Genomic DNA, 21,464 nt, shown 5'->3' on the forward strand with positions numbered 1-21,464 from the left:
TTCTGTTTAGGAAATAATTAAAGAAAAAAATTCTTTATTTTCTTTATAAAAAGCTTCAATCTCCATCAATTCCAAATTCACTTGTTCAGCAACTACTACTATGCTCTCTTGGTTTAGCAATAAGTATGCTGCTACTAACAGCTTTGCCTGTTGTTCAGAAAGCTTTAAATCTTGTGCTAATGTCATATAGGTCGCGCCTGTTTCAAGTAGATAAGCTCCTTGTAAAATTCTCTGGTTTTGATAGATTTGCGCTGGTTCCTCTAAACTTTCGCTTAATACTTTTGCCGTTAGATGTATAGCTTCTTGGAATTCCATATCTTTTCCAAGCATTGTATGAAACATTTGATAATGGTCCGCCCATATTTTCAACTGCTCTCCCTTGCTTTTAATCTCAGCAATGAAGTCCTGTTGAGTAGAGGGCGATTCTGACAATCTATCACTTTGATTTAAATTTGAGATGACATTACCAAATTGCCTATCCAATTCATTTTCTGTTTCCGTTACGCTAGACATTAATTTAGCTACACTGCTTTTGGCTTCATTTATTTGCTCTTTTATGTTCACATCAAATTTTTCTAGAGTTACTATTATCCCGTTCACTTGGCTCGATTCAAATGCTGCAGTTAGTAGTGGCAATTTTGTTACTATCTCTTTTTCAATTAAGGGGGACAGAAATACGCTAAATTGAACATTTGAAGAAAGGCTTGTCTCAAAGGGATAGCTTGATAGTGCAAATGGCAGTAAGGGAAGCATCTCCTTAAAAGCTTGCTGAAATTCTCTGCTATCTTTTAGCAAAGTGTTTATTTCATTGACAAGTAGCTGTTTGATATGAGAAATACTGATTAAAGATTTTTGTAAATCCGATTGTAGTATTTTTAGTTCTCCTAGGTATTTTTCTTTCTTTTTACTCGCTAATAAAAATCCTCTTTCTTTTTTTCGAATATAGCTTTTGATATTGCTGTCAATGTGAACAATGATACTTTCGACTTGTCCCTCTAAATTAAAAAAGCACTGAATCGTTTGCCGTAAATCTTCTTCATATGTCTGTAAAGCCGTATTTGATATTGGCAATTCACATTCACCTCTCTTTAGTTTTTAATAATGGACGGGTTGCAGCTTTAAAAGAGTAGAAACACTCAAATCTATTTTGTTTATTGCCATCTCATTTTTAAATAGATTTCATCCGTTGACACTACTTGAAATCCTAATCGCTCATATAGATTTTTTGCAGGATTTGTATGAAGAACTTGCAATATCACTGGTTTATTTTCTTCATTTGCCTTTTGCTGAAGATCGCTAATTAGATAAGTTCCTACTCCATTACCTTGGAAACTTGGCAGAATAGAGATATCAATTATATGTAGTTGCTCAGGTAAGTCTTCTGTTAACAATCTCCCTATATATTGCTCATTTGAAGTAATAATACAGTGGTTTGCCTGTGGGAATCGCTGTCTATATGAGGTCTGCTGTGCGCACCACTGCATTTCTAAAAAGTGCTGTATTTGTTCAGCAGACCATCCCCATGAATCTATTTCTTTCCTACGAGAAGAAGCATAGACTTCGTAAAGGAATGGCTCATCATCTTTTGTAGTAGATTTAAGCTCTACTTTCATCCTCTCACCCCCTTCTTTTCTTGAAAATCTTAATGATTATAGAGTTATAACCCATGTCTGTTATATCTCTCCTACTTCATTTATCTTAAAATTCAGATTTTTTAAACCCTATTAATAACTAATCCTTAATACCCAAATTTAAAGTCTATTATTGCATTTATTTGGTGACTTTCAGCCTTTTTTTCATTATATTATAGGTCAATAGATTTCACTATGAGTTTATTCCATTTTTTAGGTTAATTTTTCTTAACCTTTTATTATGATTAGTGATGTTAGTAGCTAAAGTATAGTTATTGGCTTCTTTTTAACTATCACTGATGTAGCTTAATAGCTTCCAATCACACACCTACTGATGGAATGTTAATAAACAATAAGAATCTGCTAGAAAGCTAGCAGATTCTTTTGATTGTTCACCTTATTAATCTAATTGGAATCGGGAAAAGATCTTCCATACTAGCTCATTCCGATTCGAGACATTTACTTTTTGAAAAATTACCTTTAAATGATCTTGTACTGTGTAAGTTGAAATATCAAGATTATGAGCAATTTCTTTTGTAGGAATCCCTTTAATAATTTCAAACACTACTTCCTTTTCTCTAGGGGTAAGATTATAGGCCGTTATTAAAAAATTGAGCATTTCTCTTGATGATGCTTCATTTATTAATAAAGCAATTTGCTGTTCTTGTTGGCTTGTCATCAAAAGTGATGCCCGAATAGCAATATAGCCTGTATCTTTGATAGGTACTATTAAAGAAGTATTTGAATTGTAATTGTCGGCTAGTAGCTTTGCGCATATAGCTTGAATAGGCTTAGGTACTTGTATATCGGCTAAACTTTCATACTTTCTTAAAATAGAGAGCAATTCACAAGCTTTGGTATTACTTGAAAGAATTTTTAACCTTTTATCAAAAATAACAATGCCTTGTTCTCCTTCTACAGCTGGAATCCTCTCCTCAATAATATAATGATGGAACTCCTTTAACGATTCCCCCATAATTGGCATCAGTATTTTTATAAGCACTAGATCTTGATCTTGAAATAAAGGCTGCTCATTTTCAGCTCTTTTGAAAAGTGTTAAAAACCCATAGCATTGTCCTTGATAGGTTAATGCAGCTCTTATTTCATCACTAAAACCATTGGGCATAAACACTTCTTTATAACGGAAGCTTTGACTTGACGAATCGCTTAACCTGCCTATGTTTTGACCACTTTGTACTAAGAATCCATATTTATTTACATCTTCTGTCGTATATTCCAACTCCATAATCTTCTGATGAATCGCCTCTATTGATTGTTCTGTGACTGCTCCTACTGAAAAAAGTGTATGTGCATCCGTTAATGTACAGCAATAAGCATCAAAATTTATATGTGTTCGTAGAGCTTCTATCATCAATTGACGATATTCAAATGAATTTTTGCTGTGCTTGAAGCATTGTTCAGATTTTCTTTGCCAATAGTGTGCTTCCTTCATAAAAACCTACCTCCCCCCAGAAATATGGGATAGTTCTTTTTTTCCGAAAGTTTATAATTGAGAATAATTCTTAATTGAATTGTACAGAAGTTCAACAAGGAGGAATACTATTTTGAAGAAATTTTATTTTTTATTTTTTATTGTCTTACTAACAACTGCCGTTATTAGTGGCTGCTCAGAGAAATCATCTCAAGCAACTGCGGGTGATCAGAATTCAGAAGAACAGCAAACTCTTAAAGCTACTATTAGTGCACCTAAATCGCCAGCTATTTTTCCAAGTATCTTATTGGCAGAGCAACAGAAGGATATTGAACTTATTACCTGGGAAACAGCAGATACCCTTTTAGCTCAAATACAAAAAAAACAAGCACAATTTATTGCACTTCCTCTTAATATGGGGGCAAATCTATATGCAAAAGGTATGCCTTTACAGCTTATTCAAGTCAATACATTTGGCTCTATGTTTCTTGTTTCTACGGATGACAAGGTTCAAAAATTAGAAGATTTAGCACATCAAACTATTTTCGTACCTAGTCAAGGTGGTCCACCAGATATTTTAACAAATTACTTAATTGCTCAAAATAATATCCCAGGTGTTAAGCTCTCCTTTGTCAATCTAACTGAAATTGGTCAACAACTAGCATCAGGAGCTATTCAACATGTTGTTATTCCAGAGCCATTGTTAAGTATAGTGCAAGCTAATTTACAGACAGATTTACATATTGCCATCAATTTTGAAGAAGTATGGCAGAAACAATTTAGCAAACAATTACCTCAAACCGGTATTTTTGTAAATAAGGCTTGGGCATCTAGTAATCAACATGCTATTAAACAATTTCAAGCGCTTTCTGAACAAGCAATTACTGATTTATATCAACAGTCTGATGTTTCCTTGCCCTTATTGAGTGATTTTTTCAAAAGCAATGAAAAAATCATGAAACGTGCATTAACAAATAGCTCCTTACACTTTCAAACAGCTCAACAAGCGCGGAATGAAACAGAAGCTTATTTTAAGATTTTACTAGAGATTGCACCTGACTCTATAGGTGGTGCATTACCTAATGAAGACTTCTATTACAATGAATAGCCTACTTCGTTCAACAGGTAGCATGATCGTGCTAATACTTCTCTGGATTATATTAGCTACTAAATATCCTGACGTACTATTACCTAGCCCTATTGTAGTTGTTTCTGTCTTATTCAAACTATTAGGAAACCCTGTGTTTTGGTCCGCCTTTTTTATTACAATACTGTCCTTTCTTATTGGAATACTGCTGTCTTTGTTATTGGGTAGTATTTTAGGAATCGCAGCAGGTTTATCAAATAAGTTAAAAGATTTTATAAAACCGCTTATTACATTAGCTCAATCCATCCCTCCCGTTTCATGGATGTTATTTACGGTTTTATGGTTTGGAGAACAGGGTGGTGCTCAAATCTTTATTATTTTCGTCACTTTAGTGCCTATCTTTTTCTTTAATGTCATGAAAGGGATACTTCAAACTCCTCAAGAACTGCTCGAAATAGCTCAATGTTTTAGAGTTTCACGTAAGAAAGTGATAAGAGATATTTATTTTCCACAAGTATCACCTTACTTACATTCAGCCCTATTAATAGCAGTTGGAATGGGGTGGAAGACAATTGTCATGTCAGAGTTAATTGTGGGTCATGGAGGGATTGGTCAGCAGCTTAGTCAAGCACGTGTTTTCTTTGATACCCCAACAGTGTTTGCCTGGACGATCATACTTGCATTAGTTGGTCTAACTATGGAGTTTTTCCTACAAAGACTACTAAAGCAATCTATCTAGTATTATTCCTGTACATCTTTAGAAAGGAGCTTAGCCTATGTTAATCCTTGAGAATCTATCCTTTTCAAGAAATCAAAAGGAAATTTTTCAGCAGTTTCAATTACAAATTGCCCCTCAGACAGTGACATGTATTTTAGGCTCTTCAGGTATCGGAAAAACGACATTATTAAGGCTTATTGCAAAGCTTATATCACCCGATTCAGGGCTAATAAGCTCTCCTACTGGATCTTTAGGCTATGTTTTTCAGGAGCCACGTCTTCTTCCTAGTCTCACCGTATTTGAAAATATTGCATGGGTCAGTGAGACAGTTGATGTGGAACGGATAAATCAATTATTAAAAATTGCAGGGCTCTATCACAATAAAGCACACTATCCGCATCAATTAAGTGGAGGTATGAAACAGCGAGTCTCACTTATTCGAGCGATGGTTAATCAACCAGCTCTTTTATTAATGGATGAACCATTCCAGTCACTGGATGTCCGTTTAAAAAAGGAAATGTTGCAGTTAGTCCATACACTTTGGTTGGACTATCAACCAACCGTTTTATTAGTGACACATGATTTACACGAGGCTCTTTTTCTTGGACAACGAATACTTATTTTTGGGAATAGTCCTACACAAATACTGGGTGACTTCACTAAACAATCATCAGCCTTTCATCCGAATGATTGCTTAAAGATGAAGGAATTGCTCTCGGAATCTTAACGTATAGAAATTAATTAATTTGGAGGTATTTTAATGAATAGATCTTTACATAACTGGGACAGTCCTTCTGTCAACACATATCAACAGTCCATTCGACAAAAAATCATAGGCTATGATCTTATCTATGACATGATGGCCAGTATACTTCACAATTTTACTGCTGCAAATAAATTTTTAGTAGTAGGTGCTGGTGGCGGACAGGAATTACTCACATTAGGCAAATCCTTTCCTTCTGCCCATTTCACAGCAGTCGATACCTCAAAGGTAATGCTGGATCTGGCTGCTAAACAAATTGAATCGCTACCACACGAGCTTACTATTAAGTGGCTTGAGAAGGATTTACTCTCCCTAAGAGTGAATGAGTTATTCGATGTAGCTAGTTGTCATTTAGTTTTACATTTTATTGAAGACTTGGACCAGAAGAGGGCAATGCTTCAAAAAATTGCGGATAGCTTAAATGAAAATGGTGTGTTATTTATCTCATCGATTAATGCTGATTTAACTTCCCCAACATTCAAACACGAGCTTCGTTATTGGCGAAGTTCCATGCTTCATAACGGCATAAGCGAGGATCATTGGGAACGCTTTGAACAATCCTTTCGCATGACAACTCACCCGATTACTCTTGAATTGCTTATTGATTTGCTGAAAGAGGCTGGTTTTACGACAATCCTTCCATATTTTAAAACACATATGATTGACGCTTTAGTCGCTATTAAGGGAGAAACTACTTTATGAAAAATGGGAATATCTTAATCATCGGAGGCTATGGTGAAGTGGGAGGGAAAATTGCAAAATTATTGTTGCAAAGCTATCCTAACAGAATATGGATTGCCGGAAGAAATATAGAAAAGGCAAAGGATTTCTGCGCCCAGCACAATAACTTAGTAAGACCTCTACAATTGGATGTGTCGAAAAAAGTGCACCCAGAGCAATTAGATAATGTAGCACTGGTCATTATGTGTTTAGAGCAAAAAGATACTGCATTTGCACAGCTTTGCTTAAATGAAGGGATTATGTATATCGATATTACTGCAAGCTATACCTTCCTAAAAAAGTTAGAGGCACTCCATTTACTAGCTGAACAGAATCATTCAACAGCCGTATTTAGTGTTGGTATGGCTCCAGGATTGACCAATTTAATGGCCATGCATGCTGCAAAGCAATTATCCTCCGTAGAGGGGCTGCATATTTCTATCTTACTCGGGGCAGGCGATACGCATGGCACTGCAGCAATTCTTTGGATATTGCATCAATTAAATAAACCGTTCAGTAGCTACAACAATCAGAGAGTTGCTAATTTCACTAATAAGAGAACCGTGAAATTTAAGAAGATTGGAAAACGTAGTGTGTATCAATTTAATTTCTCTGATCAGCACACATTAACAAAGCATTTTCCTTCTATTCCTATCGAAACAAGATTAGGTTTTGATGTAGAGTCGCTCAATAGATTTGTATCCTTTTTACAAAAAAGTAGAATTGCTTACTTATTAAAATTTGACCGTATCCAAACCTTGCTCGCTTCACTTATTCAAAAAATTAAAATTGGTTCTGATGTGTGTAGTATACAAATACAAGCCATTGGAAAAAAACATCACAAAGAAACAAGTTATACATTAGACTTTCTAGAACGCGATGAATCTCTCGTAACAGCGAAAGTTGCAGCATTTATTGCGAAAGAACTCCTTAACAACAATCATCCATCAGGAGCCTATCATATTGAGGAGCTATTTACTTTAGAAACCTTACAGGCTCAATTCGAACTGTCCATTCAATAAAAAAGACATTTAGCATTCGCCTAGACGGGGAGCTAAATGCCTTTTATTTTTTATAAAACCTTTTCTAAAAAATCCTTAGCACGCTGTGTTGATGGCGCTGTAAAAAACTGCTCTGGTGAAGCATCTTCAATAAGCTTGCCGCCATCAAGGAAAAGAATACGATCAGCAACCTCACGAGCAAAGCCCATTTCATGTGTCACAATCAACATGGTCATACCAGAATCGGCGAGGTTTTTCATAACAGCTAATACCTCTTTCACCATTTCAGGGTCAAGTGCCGATGTAGGCTCATCAAATAATATAACTTTAGGGTCCATGGCAAGTGCTCGCGCAATGGCAACACGCTGCTTTTGCCCCCCCGATAAGCGATTTGGATATTCTTGACGCTTCTCAAACAGACCTACTTTCTTTAGTAATTCTTCTGCTTTGCTGATAGCAGTTGCCTTATCCATACCCTTTACATTGATTGGCGCATAGGTTAAATTTTCAAGCACCGTTTTATGTGGGAAAAGATGAAAATGCTGAAATACCATACCTACTTCTTCACGTATTTTCATTATATTTGTCCCTTTATCTGTAAGGACATCCCCTGCAATCGTTACTTTTCCACTTGTAGGAGTTTCCAATAAGTTTAAGCAACGAAGAAATGTCGATTTACCTGATCCAGAGGGTCCAATAATCGCAATTACTTCTTTTTCTTTAACTTCAGTTGATATACCCTTTAATACTTCATTCTGTCCAAAGGATTTGTGTAAATCTTCAATTTTAATCACTTTTTCTCATTCCTTTCTCGATTCGTTTACCAAGGAACGTTAAAACAAGCGTCATGATGTAATAGATTACCCCTGCAAAAAGTAATGGCTCAAGATAACGATATGTCGAACCCCCTACAATGTAGGCACGGCGCATAATATCTAATGCACTAATTACTGTCACAACTGCCGTTTCTTTATTTAATGTAATAAATTCATTTACTAAGGATGGTAAAATATTTTTTACTGCTTGCGGAATAATAATATCCTTCATCATTTTTGCATATGGAATCCCCAGTGCTTGTGCCGCTTCCATTTGTCCTTTATCAACTGCATTGATACCAGCACGGATAATCTCTGAAATATATGCACCTGAGTTTAAACCAAAAGCAATAATAGCTGTTGGAATAGGCTCAATTTGGATATCTAGTAATTGTGGTACTGCATAATAAATAATTAATAATTGTAATACAAGTGGTGTACCGCGGAAAATCGACGTATAGAAATCGGCAAACCAACGTAAAAAATTCACTTTACCAATTTTACATAATGCTAAAAGTATACCTACGATAAAACCGATGATGGATGCACCGATTGCAATTTGAAGTGTAACACCTATCCCTTTTAAAATATAAGGAATAGAGGGAACAATAGCTGTAAAATCTAAATTCACAGCGCTCCCTCCTTTCTTTTTCATCATGATGTAGCTTTGTTTTTTGTACCAAACACAAATTTGGAAGAAATATAGTGGATAAAAATGAAAAGCACAAACGATAGCCCAAAAATAGAGCTATCGCACGCAATTATTATTCAACTTTTTCTAGCCATTTTTCTTCTAGCTCTTGAATTTTGCCTTCTTCAGCTAGCTCTTTTAATGCTTTGTTAATTTTATCTTTTAAATCGCTTCCTTTTGGCACAGCGATTGCTTTGAAATCTTCAGGCTGTTCTTCTACAGGAAAAGCTTCTAATTGATCATTTGTTTTTAAATAGCCTTTCGCAACGCCACCCTCTAAAATACCTGCGTCTAAACGTTTAGACATCATATCTTGAACGATCTCAGGAATTCGTGTACGCCCTTCGACTTTTACATCAACCTTTTTCGCTATTGCATTACCTAAGTTCTCTTGGATAGATGCTGTCTGTACACCTATTTTTTTACCAGCTAAGTCAGCTTCTTTTTTAATACCGCTATCCTTTTTAACAAGGATTACTTGCTCTGTTTCATTGTATTTATCAGAGAAATCAACCACTTTTTCACGCTCTGGGTTCGGTGTCATACCAGAAATAACGACATCAATTTTTCCTGCTTGTAAAGCTGGTACTAGACTATTGAAATCCATATCTTGCACCTTCATTTCAACACCGATTTTTTCACCAACGAGTTTAATTAAATCAATATCAAAGCCAATAATTTCTTCACCTTTTGCTGCATCCACATATTCAAATGGTGCATAATCTGCTGAAGTTCCAACTTTTAATACTTGCTTACCTTCTGTATCAGTAGTAGATCCTGTATCACTTGCATTATTATCTTTAGTGCCACATGCTGCAAGAACACCTATTACTAATACAAGCATTGTGATGAATAACTTGTTCTTCATATTCAGTAACTCCTTTTATTTATAATTTATTGTGTATGAGAATACATTTCTCGAAAATAGTCGATTGGATATTTATTCATATTGAAGAATAAAAAATCTATCTGCTAATTAAGATATACTCTTTTGAAATAATAATCAAGATAAACTAAAAAATTTTTAGCTAAATGTTTTATACATAATTTTCTGATAAGTCAATTTATTTTTCTTTCGTTCTTTCTATAAGGTAACTTTACTATTTTCCGTTTTATCATTATTTATTCCTCGATCATAAAACAACTTAAATTAGGCGGTTCATATAAAGGGATTGATCATCATCATTTAAGCTCACAATTTTTAGATTTCATCGTTAGTAGGAATTTTATATTAATGGCGTAAGTTATCTTGTATAATCCAACTAAATCATTTGAAAGGGATTTTTATAATGAAAAAATTATCGCTGTTGTTCGCCATTATTATTGGTTCAATGCTGATAGCAGGCATCACCTTTTTCTTAACTCAACCTAAGTCGCATGGGCAACAAGCGATTAAAGGTGTGATGGATTTACGCCATCATACATTTAACGATAATACGCCTATCAAATTGGATGGGGAGTGGTCATTCATCCCGAATCATTTAGTTGACGGTGAAGCCTTTGATACTTATAAAAGCTATCTTGTCGATGTCCCTTCAGCATGGACAAAATATACAATTGATGGGCAACAAATACCTGTATTTGATAGCGGGACTTATCGTCTCAAGGTTTTAATCGATGATACCGAAGATATTTTAGGGATTAAGACAAGTAACATCCGTATGTCGAACGCATTGTATATTAACGGAAAGCGAGTTGGGCACAGCGGAGAGCCAGCTGAGGATAGCAGTTATATACCACACAATACTCCATATACTGCTTATTTTTCGCCTGATAAAAAAGAACTTGAATTGATTGTACATGTGGCAAATTTTGATTATGCACCCGGCGGAGGAATTATTAGCTCCATTTTTTTAGGAGATCAATCTAGTATTGCCAAGCTACGAGAGGGTGCACTATTCTACGATTTAATTACCTTAGCAGGCTTTTTAACAATGTTTATCTACTTTTTTGGCTCTTATCTTTATTCAAAATTTGGTATAGAGCAGCTTTATTTTGCTTTATTTTGCTTTTCAAGTGGTCTCTACACCCTTACACATGGCGAAAAGTTATTACTAGCCTTTATAGATATGCCCTACGCACCATTTCAGAAAATGCAAATGATCTCTAGTATAGCTGTCGGTCTTTTCATATTGTTATATTTTTACCGTGCTCTAAAAAAACATATGAATCGTTTGGTTGTGAAAGTGCTTTGCGCTGTAGGAACCCTTCTTATTCTTGTTGCAATGCTTCCCACATCAATTAATTCGCTATTTCAGAATATTAACTCATTATATGTATTCGCAAATATTGTTTATATTTTCTATGCGCAAATTATGGCAATTTACCAACGTGCTACTGGTGTAATGTATTTAACTTTAAGCTCATTAGCCATTTTGCTTTATTTTATCGTTGCAACGTTAAATACAAATATTAATCTAGAACTGAATGCCCTACCACCGCTGTTGCCATTTATTTGCCTAACAATGCTTTCACTATATATTTCTCATCGTTTTGCAGATTCTTATTTAGAAAAAGGCAAGCTAACAGAGGCACTTATCCGTGTAGATAAATTAAAGGATGAATTTCTTGCTAAAACATCCCATGAATTCCAAACACCTTTACATGGTATTATTGGCATTTCGCAGTCTATGCTGAAAGACAATAGCGTTCCCATCTCAGCGGACGAACAAAAAGAAAAAGTATCACTTATTTTCAATATTGCTGAACGTCTATCCTATTTAGTCAATGATTTACTTGATTTTTCAAAGCTGAAGGAGAACCAATTAACATTGCGTATGACCTCTGTAGATTTATATGCAATTACACATATGACTGTAGAAGTGCTATCCTATACGATCAGCAAAAATGTAAAAATTTATAATCATATTGAACGGGGAACCTTTGTCCAAGCCGATGAAAATCGTCTTCGCCAAATTTTATATAATTTAATTCATAATGCAGTGAAGTATACAAATGAAGGAAAAATTGATATAACTTGTTATGAGAAACAGTCATTTTTAGTGATTGAAATAATGGATACTGGCTGTGGAATAGCGCCAGAAAATTTAAAAACTATTTTTAATGCATTTCAACAATTCAACTATTCAATTGATGGCAGTGGATTAGGTTTACATATTACAAAGGAGCTTGTTGAGCGGCAAGGTGGAAAAATTTTTGTAGAATCTATTGTTGGACAAGGCGCAACCTTTTCAATCAAATTACGAAAAGCACAGCCGACAAACGAGGAATTACCATCAATGCCAATCCAAACATATCAACATCCCTTCCTAACATTCCCACATATTGTTGAAAATATAGGGAAGAAAAAAATCCTAATTGTAGATGATGACGCTGTTAACTTAAAGGTGTTAATAGATATTTTGACGCAAGAAAACTATTCCATTATAGCAATTGATAATGGACACCATGTTTTTGAATACCTTACACAACAACCTGGTATTGATTTATTAATTTTGGATATTATGATGCCCACTATTTCTGGCTACGAGATTTGCCAACAGGTTAGACAAAATTACACGTCTACAGAGCTACCTATTTTAATGTTGACAGCAGCGATTCGCCCAGAGGATATGATTGCAGCCTTTCAATCTGGTGCAAATGACTTTTTACATAAACCCTTGGATGCTACCGAGCTTAAGACAAGAGTTCGTAATCTTCTTTTATTAAAGGAGTCTGCAGAAACAGCTGTGAAAATGGAAACCGCGTTTTTACAAGCACAAATTAAACCGCATTTTATTTATAATGTCTTAAATTCCATTCTTTCACTTAGCTATTTAGACTTAGATAAATCACGGACAATGATTACAGATTTTGCTACATTTTTGCGTAATAGTTTTGCCTTTGAAAATGCCAACAGTCTTGTTCCTTTAGAAAAAGAGCTTAGTCTTATTGAGGCTTATGTAAATATTCATCGAACTAGATATCCAGAGCAATTAGAATTTAAAATTTGCATGGATGAGCCTATTCAATGTCTTATTCCCCCTTTATTGCTTCAACCTTTAGTGGAGAATGCACTTCTTCATGGTCTGAAAGTAGGAAAAGGGCATAGCAGGCTACAATTAGTTATAAAGGAGGAAAAGCAAATGGTGATTTTCCAACTGATAGACAATGGCATTGGTATATCTGCAGAGCTTTTACAGCAAATTCAAAACGGTGAAAAAACCGCTAGTCAAGGTATTGGTATTCTAAATATTTCAAAAAGATTAAAAAAATTCGATAACGCTACTATCCATTTTGATAGCCTTGAAAATGAAGGAACGACTGTTGAAATAAGATTTCCGATAATTACTACATAAAGGATGTGAGCAGCTTGTTAAAAGCAGTTATTATAGATGATGAAATTTTAGCCATTCGTTTATTAGAATCCATGCTAAAGGCAAGTGGCTCTATAGAGATTATTGGAACCTTCCAGAATCCAAAGGATGGTTTAGTAAATATTGATATATTAAAACCTGATATTCTGTTTTTAGACATTGAAATGGCCGAAATGACTGGTCTTGAGTTTGCTTCTAAAATAGAAGATGTCTCAAGCTACATGGATATTGTCTTTGTGACAGCATATGAAAATTATGCTTTAGAGGCCTTTAATGTACAGGCTATAGATTATATTTTAAAGCCCATTGACCACAGCCGACTTTTAAAAACCATTGAGCGGCTACTTGAACGGAAGCGTCATAAAAAGTTGATACAACCAATTGATTATACTTCTGTGAATGAAGGAACGAAAATTATTCACACATTACACTTTCATATACACTCAGGGAAAGTTTCAATTGGTGATACTGTATTAACTTTACCAACAAAGGAATTTCAAATTTTATCCTTTTTAGCACAGCATAGCAATCAAGCCTTTCCAGCTGCTGAGCTGTATCAACTTATATGGGGCGAGGATAGCTTTGGACAAACACAAGCATTACGAGTTCATATCAGCAATTTAAGAAAAAAACTGGAAACGATCCCAGGACACACAGCAAAAATTGTTATGGTAAGAGGCTCTGGCTATCAATTAGTTTTTCAAGCTGAATAATTTGAAAGGGAAGTTGATTAAACCGATCAACTTCCCTTTTCCACTTGAATTGCCCAATGATTACTGACTAGAATCCACTACTCTCTCATCTAGTTCAGAATTGTATCCCCCCTTGTAAAAATCTATCCATCAACCTTTTAGCAAGGTGAGGGGTTGATTTCCGCTCCACCAGCGTCCTTTCCAGGGGGCGTCCGATGAGCCGCTAAATCCCCTTGGAGTGACGCTGGCTCGACTCCAATCAACCGTTCTGCAAAAAATTTTCATAGTAGCATAGCGAGACAGGTGAGCCTCTAAACGGAGCGATAGCGGAGGAAAGCAAGTAGCCTGCAACGGAAATCCATTTTCACCTTTCACAAAAATTCAATTGGTTTTGTTTTTCAAGACTATGAGAGGCTGAGACCAAAAGAAAAAATGTTAGACCGATTGTTTCGGACTAACATTTATTGATTTAGGAAGGAACACTCTACTCATCAAAGCGAAAAAGTTATCATCAATTTTCGCTATTATTCAAGATAATCGAGTTCTGTCCCAGCCTCCTCCTTCTATTTTATCGAATGTTCTTCAGGAAATAATTTTGACTTTAATTCGTCCTCTCCAGAGCCCTCTGCTAATGGAACGTGAGAACGATAGGCTGCACGGCAAATTAAATGTCCAGCGACTGGTGCTGTCACAAAGACGAAAAGAATACCTAAAATGAGCCGTACACTAACAAAACCGTCATGCACCCAGAAATAAATAAACGCTCCTAATAAACAGGTTAAAACTGATAACGTAGAACTTTTCGTAGCAGCATGTGATCGTGTATAGACATCTGGTAAGCGAATCATTCCAAATGCGCTAATCACACTCACGATGGAACCTATAAGAATAAGGATAACTGCCGCCCATTCAATCATCTGATTTACGTTCAACAATCACACCTCTTTCTATATATTTTGTAAAGGCAATCGTTCCGATAAACGCTAAAATACCTAAAATAAGAATAGCCTCTAAATATGCCTTTGTCTTCAATATAATAGAGACAATCGCAATAGCCGATAATAGATTAACACCAATTGTATCGAGAGCTATTGCTCGATCAGGCATTGATGGGCCACGGATCACACGATACAACGACAGCGCAATGGAAATACTAAAGAAAGCAAGTGCAAGAAGTAATATATTGTTAATCATTAGCGTGTCACCTCCATTATTGCTTGCTCAAATTTTCCAATTGATCGTATAACAGCATCCTTAGACTGTTCTATGTCCATGGCATGAATATAAAAAACATCGCCCTCTTCAGACACTTCCATGACGACAGAGCCAGGTGTTAATGTTAACAGTAATGCAAGTGCTGTAATCTCCCAGTCTCCCTTTAGTACAGTTTTATATGTGAAAATACCAGGCGTAATGTTTAGCTTAGGTGTAGTGATTTGTCTTAATACACTATAGCTTGATAAAAATAGCTCCCAGTTAAACAGCCATAATAATTTAATGATTGAAAAGACTCTTCGCAAGTAAAATTGAGTACCATAAAAGCGATGCATTGCATATAGAATACCCATACCTACAAAAAAGCCCATCAAAAATGTCGAAAATTGTGGTGTCACTTCATCCTGTAGGAGTAACCAAAGTGCTGCGATAAATAAATTTAAAATAAACTGCATCGCCATTATTTATTCACCTCACCTTGCCATTGTTCGCCATCTAAAACTGCATCGATATAGATAGATGGTGTATAAAGTGTTTCAGCTGCATCTGTTACAAATGGTGCCAATTTTTCTGCCCCAATACCTAAACCAATTGTACAAGCAGCCAGTAATGTTAATGGCAACAATATACGTTTTGGTAAAGGTTTTTCATCTTCTAAGCTAATAATCGTTTCGCCAAAAAAGGAAGAAAGAAATATCCGTAGCAGTGAATATAAAACAATTAAACTAGAGAAAAACCCTAGACCTAATAGAACGAAATGGCCACCTTCTATCGCACCTTGTCCAATTAAAACCTTTCCTAAAAAACCGCTTAATGGTGGTATACCAGCTAATGAGCACATCGCTATAAAGAATAGCCACCCAAAGAAAGGATAATTACGAATCAGTCCACTCATTTTATCAATTACTGTTTCCCCAGTGACATATATCATCATACCAACTGCTAAAAACAACATAGCCTTTGCTACCATATCATGCATTAAATAATAGATAACACCTTGTAATGCTGACTCAGTGCCAACCGCTAGTCCAACTATTATAAAGCCAACACCAATTAGCACATTGTAGGAAGCTATCGTTCTAACATCACGACTTGAAAGAGCACCGATACATCCTGCTATTATTGTAATTCCAGCCATGATGCCAAGCGCTGTGTGTGTGACCTCAGTATTATTAGGGAACAGCAATGTAAAACTACGTACAAGTGCATAGATCCCTACCTTTGTTAATAAAGCAGCAAATAAAGCAGCAATGGCAGTTGGTGGTACGCTGTATGAACCTGGCAACCAGAAGAATAATAAAAGTCCAGCCTTCAAGCTAAAGACGATTAAGAAAATAAGCGCCACTGTTGTAATAAGTGGATTAGCTCCTGCCTCCATTACACGAACGGAAATATGAGCCATATTTAAAGTGCCGACTGTTCCATACAGAAAAGCTAACGCCACTAAGAAAATCCAAGAGGCAACAATGTTGATGAGTACATATTTCAATGCTTCACGTAGCTGAATTTTTTCGCCACCTAAGCTGATAAGTGCATACGAAGCGAGCAACATTACTTCAAAACATACAAATAAGTTAAAAATATCTCCAGTTAAAAATGAACCATTGACGCCTGCTACCATGAGTAAGGTAAATGAATAAAAATACATTTTTTCATACCTTAGCTCCATCGTAAAAATTGCATATAACATACAAATGAGGGCTACAAGATTTGCAACTAACACTAGAAGTGTCGCAAATGAATCTGCAACAAATGAGATTCCAAATGGAGGTGCCCAACCACTAAAATCAATGCGCATCACACCCTGTTCTTGAATCTCTACTAATAAAATGATGCTAATGATAATAATAAAGCTCAATGTCAATAAGCTGATGATACGTTGTAACATCACATGCTCTTTTAAAAACACCAGTAAAATAGCTGTAATTACCGGTACAATTAATGGTAAAACAATCATATTACTCATCCGGCGTACCTCTCAATTCATCAAAATTCCCTGAACCATTTGTTTTGTACGCACGATAGCCTAAAACGAGAACAAAGGCAGTGACAGCAAAGCTAATGACAATAGCTGTTAAAATTAATGCTTGTGGTAACGCATCTGTATATGGTCCCTCTGATTCCCCTAATAATGGTACATCTCCTTTTTTTAGACCTCCCATTGTCAGAATCAGTAAGTGGGCAGCATGTGATAAAACAGCAGTACCTAAAATAACACGCAATAACTGCTTCGAGAGGATTAAGTACGTCGCAACAGCTACTAATATACCTACTAAAACAAGTATTAAAGACTCCATTGGCTACTCATCCTCACTTATACTTAAAATAATTGTTACAACAACCCCCACCACTGTTAAAGCCACACCCGCTTCAAAAATAGTGACAGTTGAAAAACCCATTTTCCCAAATATAGGAACATCTATATACGTATGTGCTTGTGTTAAAAATGGTACATCGAAAAACAACGAACCTATTGCAGTTCCAGTTGCAAGCAATACACCAAGAGCTGCAACTTTTTTGAAGTCGAAAGGCATCCCTTTATGCACAGTTTCAATATCATAGGCTAAATATAATAAAACAATGCCCGAGGCTAACACCAGACCACCTATAAAGCCACCACCAGGAGCGTGATGCCCAGCGAAGAACAAATACACACCGAGTGTTAAAATAATGAACACGACTGCCTTGGTGATGGTTCTTAAAATCACATCATTAATTTTCATGATCTGCTTCCTCCTTTCGTGGCTTAAGCTTTGTCAGAGCATAGACCCCTAAGCCAGCAATCAGAAGAACAACAACCTCTAGCATCGTATCAAAAGCACGGAAATCCCCTAATATTGTATTAACGATGTTGGAACCGCCAGCCAATTCATAAGCATCATTGAAGTAAGTAGCCACTGGTTCAAAGCGATCATAGTGTACAACTGCTAAACCAACAATTGTTACGGTTGCCCCAACAAAAATAGAAATCAATGCTTTTGACCATTGAACCCTTTTACGTGGTACCTCTGGCATTAAATCTGGTAAATATTTAAAACATAAAAGGAATAAAGCTGTTGTGACCGATTCAACAACTAATTGTGTTAAAGCTAGATCTGGTGCACGGAAAATAACAAAGAAGAAGGCAATAGAATAGCCTAGTACACCATTAAGCAACATCGCTGTCACTCGACCCTTTGCGAAAATCATCCAAACGGCTGCAAAGATCATGACAAATACAAGGATTAACTCGTAGTATTCAATAGCGGAATCTTTGTCAAAATTAAAAGTCATAGCATCTGACCAAACAAAATAACCAGCTATAAGTGCAATAAAAAATACATATATATAGACAAAATAATGTGTTAAATTACCTGTCATATATTTATTAGTAAGCTTCTGTGAGCCATTTTCACTCATCTCTATCATTCGATTGTAATACGTATTAAACGTATACTTTTGTGAAAACAGACGATAGAGCGGCTTCCAGCTTTTTAAAGTTTTGAATAAAATAATCCCAATAATAATGACACCTACTGTCATCAATAACTCTGCATTAATGCCATGCCATGCATGGATATGTGGTGTTAATTCACTTGTAGTCGGGAATGTAGGATAAATACTTGCCATGGCAGGCTCTAAAATATAGTGACCTAACACATTCGGGAAGAAAAAGATACCAACTACCAACAAGCATAAAATAATTGGCGAAATTAACATGCCAAGTGGAGCTTCATGTGGTTTTTTATCGATCTTCTCAGGCTGTAGTTTACCCAAAAATGTACGACTAATTAAAATCAAACTATAGACAAAGGTAAAAATACTTGCCACCCATGCTACTAATGGGAAAAATAACCCTATATCGGCAATAGAGAATGCTTCTACATCGCGAATAGCCAATACTGCTGCAAAAAACATTTCCTTACTTAAAAAGCCATTAAATGGTGGTAGTCCTGCCATTGAGAAGCCACCAATGACTGCGATTGTAAAAGTGATAGGCATTAAAGACATTAAGCCACCGAGACGACGAATATCCCGAGTACCTACTTCATGATCGACAATTCCAACCATCATGAATAAGGCTCCTTTAAAAGTCGAATGATTCACGAGGTGAAATAGTGCTGCAAAGCTTGCCTGTGTGTATAAAATAGAATCTTCACCATAGCCATAATAGTGACCAACAGACCCAAGACCAAATAGACTCATAATTAAGCCAAGCTGACTCACTGTTGAAAAGGCTAATAAAGCTTTTAAATCTGTTTGACGAACTGCATTAAATGAACCCCAGAATAATGTAACTAGACCGATAACACTAACTAGCCAGAACCACGTTGCTTCTCCGCCAAAAACTGGTGAAAAACGAGCAACTAAATAAATGCCTGCCTTAACCATTGTTGCGGAATGTAAGTAAGCACTAACAGGCGTTGGGGCCTCCATAGCATCAGGCAACCAAATGTGGAATGGAAATTGTGCAGACTTTGTAAAAGCCCCTAGTAAAATTAAAATGAGGGCTGGCGTAAATAGAGCATGATCCCGTATAATCTCTACATTCGCTACAATTTCACGAATACTAAATGTATGTGAAGCTACATAGAGCATTAAGAAGCCTGCAAGCATGGATAGTCCGCCAAAGACTGTAATCATCATCGCTTTTTTGGCCCCTGCACGAGATGCCTTTCTATGATGCCAAAATGCGATTAATAGGAATGATGACACACTTGTCAGTTCCCAAAATGTGTATAATACCATTAGGTTATCTGAAAAAACAACACCAAGCATAGCGCCCATGAATAGTAATAAATAGCAGTAAAAATGATGAAGAGATTCTTTCGTTGATAAATAAAAAATAGAATATAAAATGACTAAACTACCTACACCAGTAATCAGCAGACCAAAAATCATACTGAGTCCATCTAGGTAAGTTGTGAAATTTATATTAAAAGAGGGAATCCACTCATATGTATGAATAAACGTTTTACCCTCGGCTAATTGAGGAATATAGCGAGCGAGTAAAAGAAATAAGATGAATGGAACAGATAAAACAAACCAGCCAAGATGTGTGACACGCCTTAGTCGCCTGTAAAGCAATGGAATCAGTGCAGCACAAACAAATGGCAAAAGTATCGCGATGAGAACTGTGACCAAATGAAAACCTCCTACTATCAAAATCATCTAGCAAATTTTTGTGGTGATTGGCATGTAAAGTGCTAAGACTTTAGAAATTTGTTCAAGCTAAGTAACATATTAGATGTATTCTTGAAATTTTTTAAAGGAATGTGGTGGGGTGTTAAAGTGCCTTATCGTTTATAAAAATGGTTATTTTAGTTATTTAGTCACTTCTAACCCGATGCAAGCCTAAATAACTTGTGGAAAATCAGATAATTTATACAGTTACAACTTAGTTTATATCAGCACAATGAAGACACTTGACTATCTATTTAACTCACTGCATAATAGTGTGGCATATGAAAGCAATTTAGCTTTGATGCACAGAATGCATAAATTAAATAATTTCAAATTATTGATTTAAGCTTCATCCTTCAAGGGTTTTCCAATATATTTCCGTTAACTTTTATACATTTTTAAGTATACATTATAAATGAGCATAATGCACTGTAACAGCATTGATTTTAGCTGTTTTAGGATAATTTTTTCAAAATCAACAGTGAAATTAACAAAATACCAACAGATAAGAGGTGTACATTTTTTATGAAGCATGTAAAAGGGCGTTTGGATGAAAGTATATTAGTTTGTGTTTACTACGGCTTAAATGGCGAGCGTTTAATACATCGTGGTCATAAGATGGCCACAATGCTTGATTGCCCACTCTATATTCTTTCAGTCGATTCGCAACCCCTTGATGCATTTGACGCAGAGAAATCTAGTTATATAGAGCAATGGAAGAAGTTATCAGATGAGCTTGAGGTTGAAAAATTTATTTTGCAAGATAATGAAAAACGCCCCATACAAAAAGTTATTGCAGAAGTCGCAAAGAATTATGGCATTTCGCAAATTATCGTAGGGCAAAGCGCACAAAGCCGTTGGGAGGAAATTACTAAAGGTTCGTTCCTAAATGTACTGTTAAAAGAAGTTCCTTTTGTTGATTTTCATATTGTAGCTGTTCAACGCCCAACAGACGATGATGCAAATGAAACATATGAAAAAGGAGTACGTGCTTACCTAATTAAAGAGCAGGATAACTTTAAAGTAGCATTTACATGTCCTAAATATGTATCGATTGAGGGTATATTTTTCAAAGAAATTGGCACAGATTTTGACAATGGCATCTTTAAATTTACTTACAACGATAAAATGCATGAAGTTCATATTTCAGAGGGCTATGTAGTCGATCAGGAGAAACTGCCAGCAGAATTTTTAGCTCCATTAAGACAATAAAAAAACGC

The 21,464-nt window shown here is 35.8% G+C and carries 21 protein-coding genes; 8 read left to right on the forward strand and 13 right to left on the reverse strand.

What is annotated here, in order from left to right; all coding sequences use genetic code 11:
- Positions 1–6 precede the first annotated feature (6 nt).
- The 3 genes from ACEVFT_RS05150 to ACEVFT_RS05160 form a co-directional block, all read right to left on the reverse strand.
- On the reverse strand, positions 7–1,071 hold the full coding sequence (locus tag ACEVFT_RS05150) for a hypothetical protein (protein ID WP_393948541.1): 1,065 nt from the start codon (positions 1,069–1,071) through the stop codon (positions 7–9).
- An 80-nt stretch (positions 1,072–1,151) separates the two neighbouring features.
- The gene (locus ACEVFT_RS05155) at positions 1,152–1,613 is read right to left on the reverse strand and encodes a GNAT family N-acetyltransferase (RefSeq protein ID WP_393948543.1); all 462 of its coding nucleotides are present in this window, start codon (positions 1,611–1,613) and stop codon (positions 1,152–1,154) included.
- Positions 1,614–2,031: 418 nt separating this feature from the next.
- Entirely contained in the window at positions 2,032–3,084 is a 1,053-nt protein-coding gene (locus ACEVFT_RS05160) for a helix-turn-helix transcriptional regulator (protein ID WP_393948546.1), read from the reverse strand.
- 112 nt (positions 3,085–3,196) lie between these two features.
- Between ACEVFT_RS05160 and ACEVFT_RS05165 the strand changes: the two genes are divergently transcribed.
- The 5 genes from ACEVFT_RS05165 to ACEVFT_RS05185 are packed head-to-tail and all read left to right on the forward strand — an operon-like array spanning position 3,197 to position 7,373.
- Positions 3,197–4,171, forward strand: a complete 975-nt coding sequence (locus ACEVFT_RS05165; RefSeq protein ID WP_393948548.1) for an ABC transporter substrate-binding protein — start codon at positions 3,197–3,199, stop codon at positions 4,169–4,171.
- A complete protein-coding gene (locus ACEVFT_RS05170) occupies positions 4,146–4,889 on the forward strand; it encodes an ABC transporter permease (protein WP_393948550.1) in 744 nt (247 codons plus the stop codon). The genes ACEVFT_RS05165 and ACEVFT_RS05170 overlap by 26 nt, the downstream gene beginning before the upstream one ends.
- 37 nt (positions 4,890–4,926) lie before the next feature.
- Complete coding sequence (locus ACEVFT_RS05175; RefSeq protein ID WP_342442175.1) at positions 4,927–5,595, forward strand: ABC transporter ATP-binding protein; 669 nt, start codon at positions 4,927–4,929, stop codon at positions 5,593–5,595.
- A 33-nt stretch (positions 5,596–5,628) separates the two neighbouring features.
- The gene (locus tag ACEVFT_RS05180) at positions 5,629–6,333 is read left to right on the forward strand and encodes a class I SAM-dependent methyltransferase (RefSeq protein WP_393948553.1); all 705 of its coding nucleotides are present in this window, start codon (positions 5,629–5,631) and stop codon (positions 6,331–6,333) included.
- On the forward strand, positions 6,330–7,373 hold the full coding sequence (locus ACEVFT_RS05185) for a saccharopine dehydrogenase family protein (RefSeq protein WP_393948556.1): 1,044 nt from the start codon (positions 6,330–6,332) through the stop codon (positions 7,371–7,373). Before ACEVFT_RS05180 ends, ACEVFT_RS05185 begins: the two co-directional genes overlap by 4 nt.
- A 50-nt stretch (positions 7,374–7,423) precedes the next feature.
- Here ACEVFT_RS05185 and ACEVFT_RS05190 read toward each other — a convergent pair whose 3' ends face one another.
- The 3 genes from ACEVFT_RS05190 to ACEVFT_RS05200 all read right to left on the reverse strand — a co-directional run bounded on the left by ACEVFT_RS05190 (position 7,424) and on the right by ACEVFT_RS05200 (position 9,726).
- Positions 7,424–8,146, reverse strand: a complete 723-nt coding sequence (locus ACEVFT_RS05190) for an amino acid ABC transporter ATP-binding protein (RefSeq protein ID WP_393948558.1) — start codon at positions 8,144–8,146, stop codon at positions 7,424–7,426.
- Entirely contained in the window at positions 8,139–8,798 is a 660-nt protein-coding gene (locus ACEVFT_RS05195) for an amino acid ABC transporter permease (RefSeq protein ID WP_036075291.1), read from the reverse strand. Before ACEVFT_RS05195 ends, ACEVFT_RS05190 begins: the two co-directional genes overlap by 8 nt.
- 133 nt (positions 8,799–8,931) lie before the next feature.
- Complete coding sequence (locus ACEVFT_RS05200; RefSeq protein WP_205446423.1) at positions 8,932–9,726, reverse strand: transporter substrate-binding domain-containing protein; 795 nt, start codon at positions 9,724–9,726, stop codon at positions 8,932–8,934.
- 421 nt (positions 9,727–10,147) lie between these two features.
- On the opposite strand from ACEVFT_RS05200, the gene ACEVFT_RS05205 reads away from it, so the two are divergent.
- Both ACEVFT_RS05205 and ACEVFT_RS05210 read left to right on the forward strand, forming a co-directional pair.
- Positions 10,148–13,156, forward strand: coding sequence for an ATP-binding protein (locus ACEVFT_RS05205; protein ID WP_393948561.1), 3,009 nt, complete (start codon positions 10,148–10,150; stop codon positions 13,154–13,156).
- A gap of 14 nt (positions 13,157–13,170) precedes the next feature.
- A complete protein-coding gene (locus ACEVFT_RS05210; RefSeq protein ID WP_342533707.1) occupies positions 13,171–13,887 on the forward strand; it encodes a winged helix-turn-helix domain-containing protein in 717 nt (238 codons plus the stop codon).
- A gap of 542 nt (positions 13,888–14,429) precedes the next feature.
- On the opposite strand, the gene ACEVFT_RS05215 is transcribed toward ACEVFT_RS05210, so the two are convergent.
- From ACEVFT_RS05215 to ACEVFT_RS05245, 7 genes are read right to left on the reverse strand one after another with little or no spacing between them, the layout of a single operon-like run.
- Positions 14,430–14,798, reverse strand: coding sequence for a Na+/H+ antiporter subunit G (locus ACEVFT_RS05215; protein ID WP_205446420.1), 369 nt, complete (start codon positions 14,796–14,798; stop codon positions 14,430–14,432).
- Positions 14,776–15,060, reverse strand: a complete 285-nt coding sequence (locus tag ACEVFT_RS05220; protein ID WP_205446419.1) for a Na(+)/H(+) antiporter subunit F1 — start codon at positions 15,058–15,060, stop codon at positions 14,776–14,778. Before ACEVFT_RS05220 ends, ACEVFT_RS05215 begins: the two co-directional genes overlap by 23 nt.
- A complete protein-coding gene (locus ACEVFT_RS05225) occupies positions 15,060–15,542 on the reverse strand; it encodes a Na+/H+ antiporter subunit E (protein ID WP_205446418.1) in 483 nt (160 codons plus the stop codon). Before ACEVFT_RS05225 ends, ACEVFT_RS05220 begins: the two co-directional genes overlap by 1 nt.
- Positions 15,542–17,047: a Na+/H+ antiporter subunit D gene (locus ACEVFT_RS05230; RefSeq protein ID WP_342533706.1), complete on the reverse strand. Its 1,506-nt coding sequence runs from the start codon at positions 17,045–17,047 to the stop codon at positions 15,542–15,544. Before ACEVFT_RS05230 ends, ACEVFT_RS05225 begins: the two co-directional genes overlap by 1 nt.
- Positions 17,040–17,378 (reverse strand): Na(+)/H(+) antiporter subunit C, encoded by a 339-nt coding sequence (locus tag ACEVFT_RS05235; protein ID WP_004233143.1) that lies wholly within the window; start codon positions 17,376–17,378, stop codon positions 17,040–17,042. The genes ACEVFT_RS05230 and ACEVFT_RS05235 overlap by 8 nt, the downstream gene beginning before the upstream one ends.
- A gap of 3 nt (positions 17,379–17,381) precedes the next feature.
- Positions 17,382–17,804, reverse strand: coding sequence for a Na(+)/H(+) antiporter subunit B (locus ACEVFT_RS05240; RefSeq protein WP_205446416.1), 423 nt, complete (start codon positions 17,802–17,804; stop codon positions 17,382–17,384).
- The gene (locus tag ACEVFT_RS05245) at positions 17,794–20,205 is read right to left on the reverse strand and encodes a Na+/H+ antiporter subunit A (RefSeq protein WP_342533705.1); all 2,412 of its coding nucleotides are present in this window, start codon (positions 20,203–20,205) and stop codon (positions 17,794–17,796) included. The genes ACEVFT_RS05240 and ACEVFT_RS05245 overlap by 11 nt, the downstream gene beginning before the upstream one ends.
- A 564-nt stretch (positions 20,206–20,769) precedes the next feature.
- Between ACEVFT_RS05245 and ACEVFT_RS05250 the strand changes: the two genes are divergently transcribed.
- Positions 20,770–21,456 (forward strand): adenine nucleotide alpha hydrolase family protein, encoded by a 687-nt coding sequence (locus ACEVFT_RS05250; RefSeq protein ID WP_205446414.1) that lies wholly within the window; start codon positions 20,770–20,772, stop codon positions 21,454–21,456.
- Positions 21,457–21,464 lie beyond the last annotated feature (8 nt).

Origin of the sequence: Lysinibacillus sp. PWR01 (assembly GCF_043359455.1) — a bacterium.
Classification (GTDB): Bacteria; Bacillota; Bacilli; order Bacillales_A; family Planococcaceae; genus Lysinibacillus; species Lysinibacillus fusiformis_F.

Coding starts and splice junctions, on each gene's coding strand:
- ACEVFT_RS05180 (WP_393948553.1), top strand. CDS start 5,629: ATGAATAGATCTTTACATAACTGGGACAGTCCTTCTGTCAACACATAT.
- ACEVFT_RS05155 (WP_393948543.1), bottom strand. CDS start 1,613: ATGAAAGTAGAGCTTAAATCTACTACAAAAGATGATGAGCCATTCCTT.
- ACEVFT_RS05200 (WP_205446423.1), bottom strand. CDS start 9,726: ATGAAGAACAAGTTATTCATCACAATGCTTGTATTAGTAATAGGTGTT.
- ACEVFT_RS05225 (WP_205446418.1), bottom strand. CDS start 15,542: ATGGCGATGCAGTTTATTTTAAATTTATTTATCGCAGCACTTTGGTTA.
- ACEVFT_RS05170 (WP_393948550.1), top strand. CDS start 4,146: ATGAAGACTTCTATTACAATGAATAGCCTACTTCGTTCAACAGGTAGC.
- ACEVFT_RS05175 (WP_342442175.1), top strand. CDS start 4,927: ATGTTAATCCTTGAGAATCTATCCTTTTCAAGAAATCAAAAGGAAATT.
- ACEVFT_RS05185 (WP_393948556.1), top strand. CDS start 6,330: ATGAAAAATGGGAATATCTTAATCATCGGAGGCTATGGTGAAGTGGGA.
- ACEVFT_RS05220 (WP_205446419.1), bottom strand. CDS start 15,060: ATGATTAACAATATATTACTTCTTGCACTTGCTTTCTTTAGTATTTCC.
- ACEVFT_RS05240 (WP_205446416.1), bottom strand. CDS start 17,804: ATGAAAATTAATGATGTGATTTTAAGAACCATCACCAAGGCAGTCGTG.
- ACEVFT_RS05160 (WP_393948546.1), bottom strand. CDS start 3,084: ATGAAGGAAGCACACTATTGGCAAAGAAAATCTGAACAATGCTTCAAG.
- ACEVFT_RS05205 (WP_393948561.1), top strand. CDS start 10,148: ATGAAAAAATTATCGCTGTTGTTCGCCATTATTATTGGTTCAATGCTG.
- ACEVFT_RS05235 (WP_004233143.1), bottom strand. CDS start 17,378: ATGGAGTCTTTAATACTTGTTTTAGTAGGTATATTAGTAGCTGTTGCG.
- ACEVFT_RS05230 (WP_342533706.1), bottom strand. CDS start 17,047: ATGAGTAATATGATTGTTTTACCATTAATTGTACCGGTAATTACAGCT.
- ACEVFT_RS05250 (WP_205446414.1), top strand. CDS start 20,770: ATGAAGCATGTAAAAGGGCGTTTGGATGAAAGTATATTAGTTTGTGTT.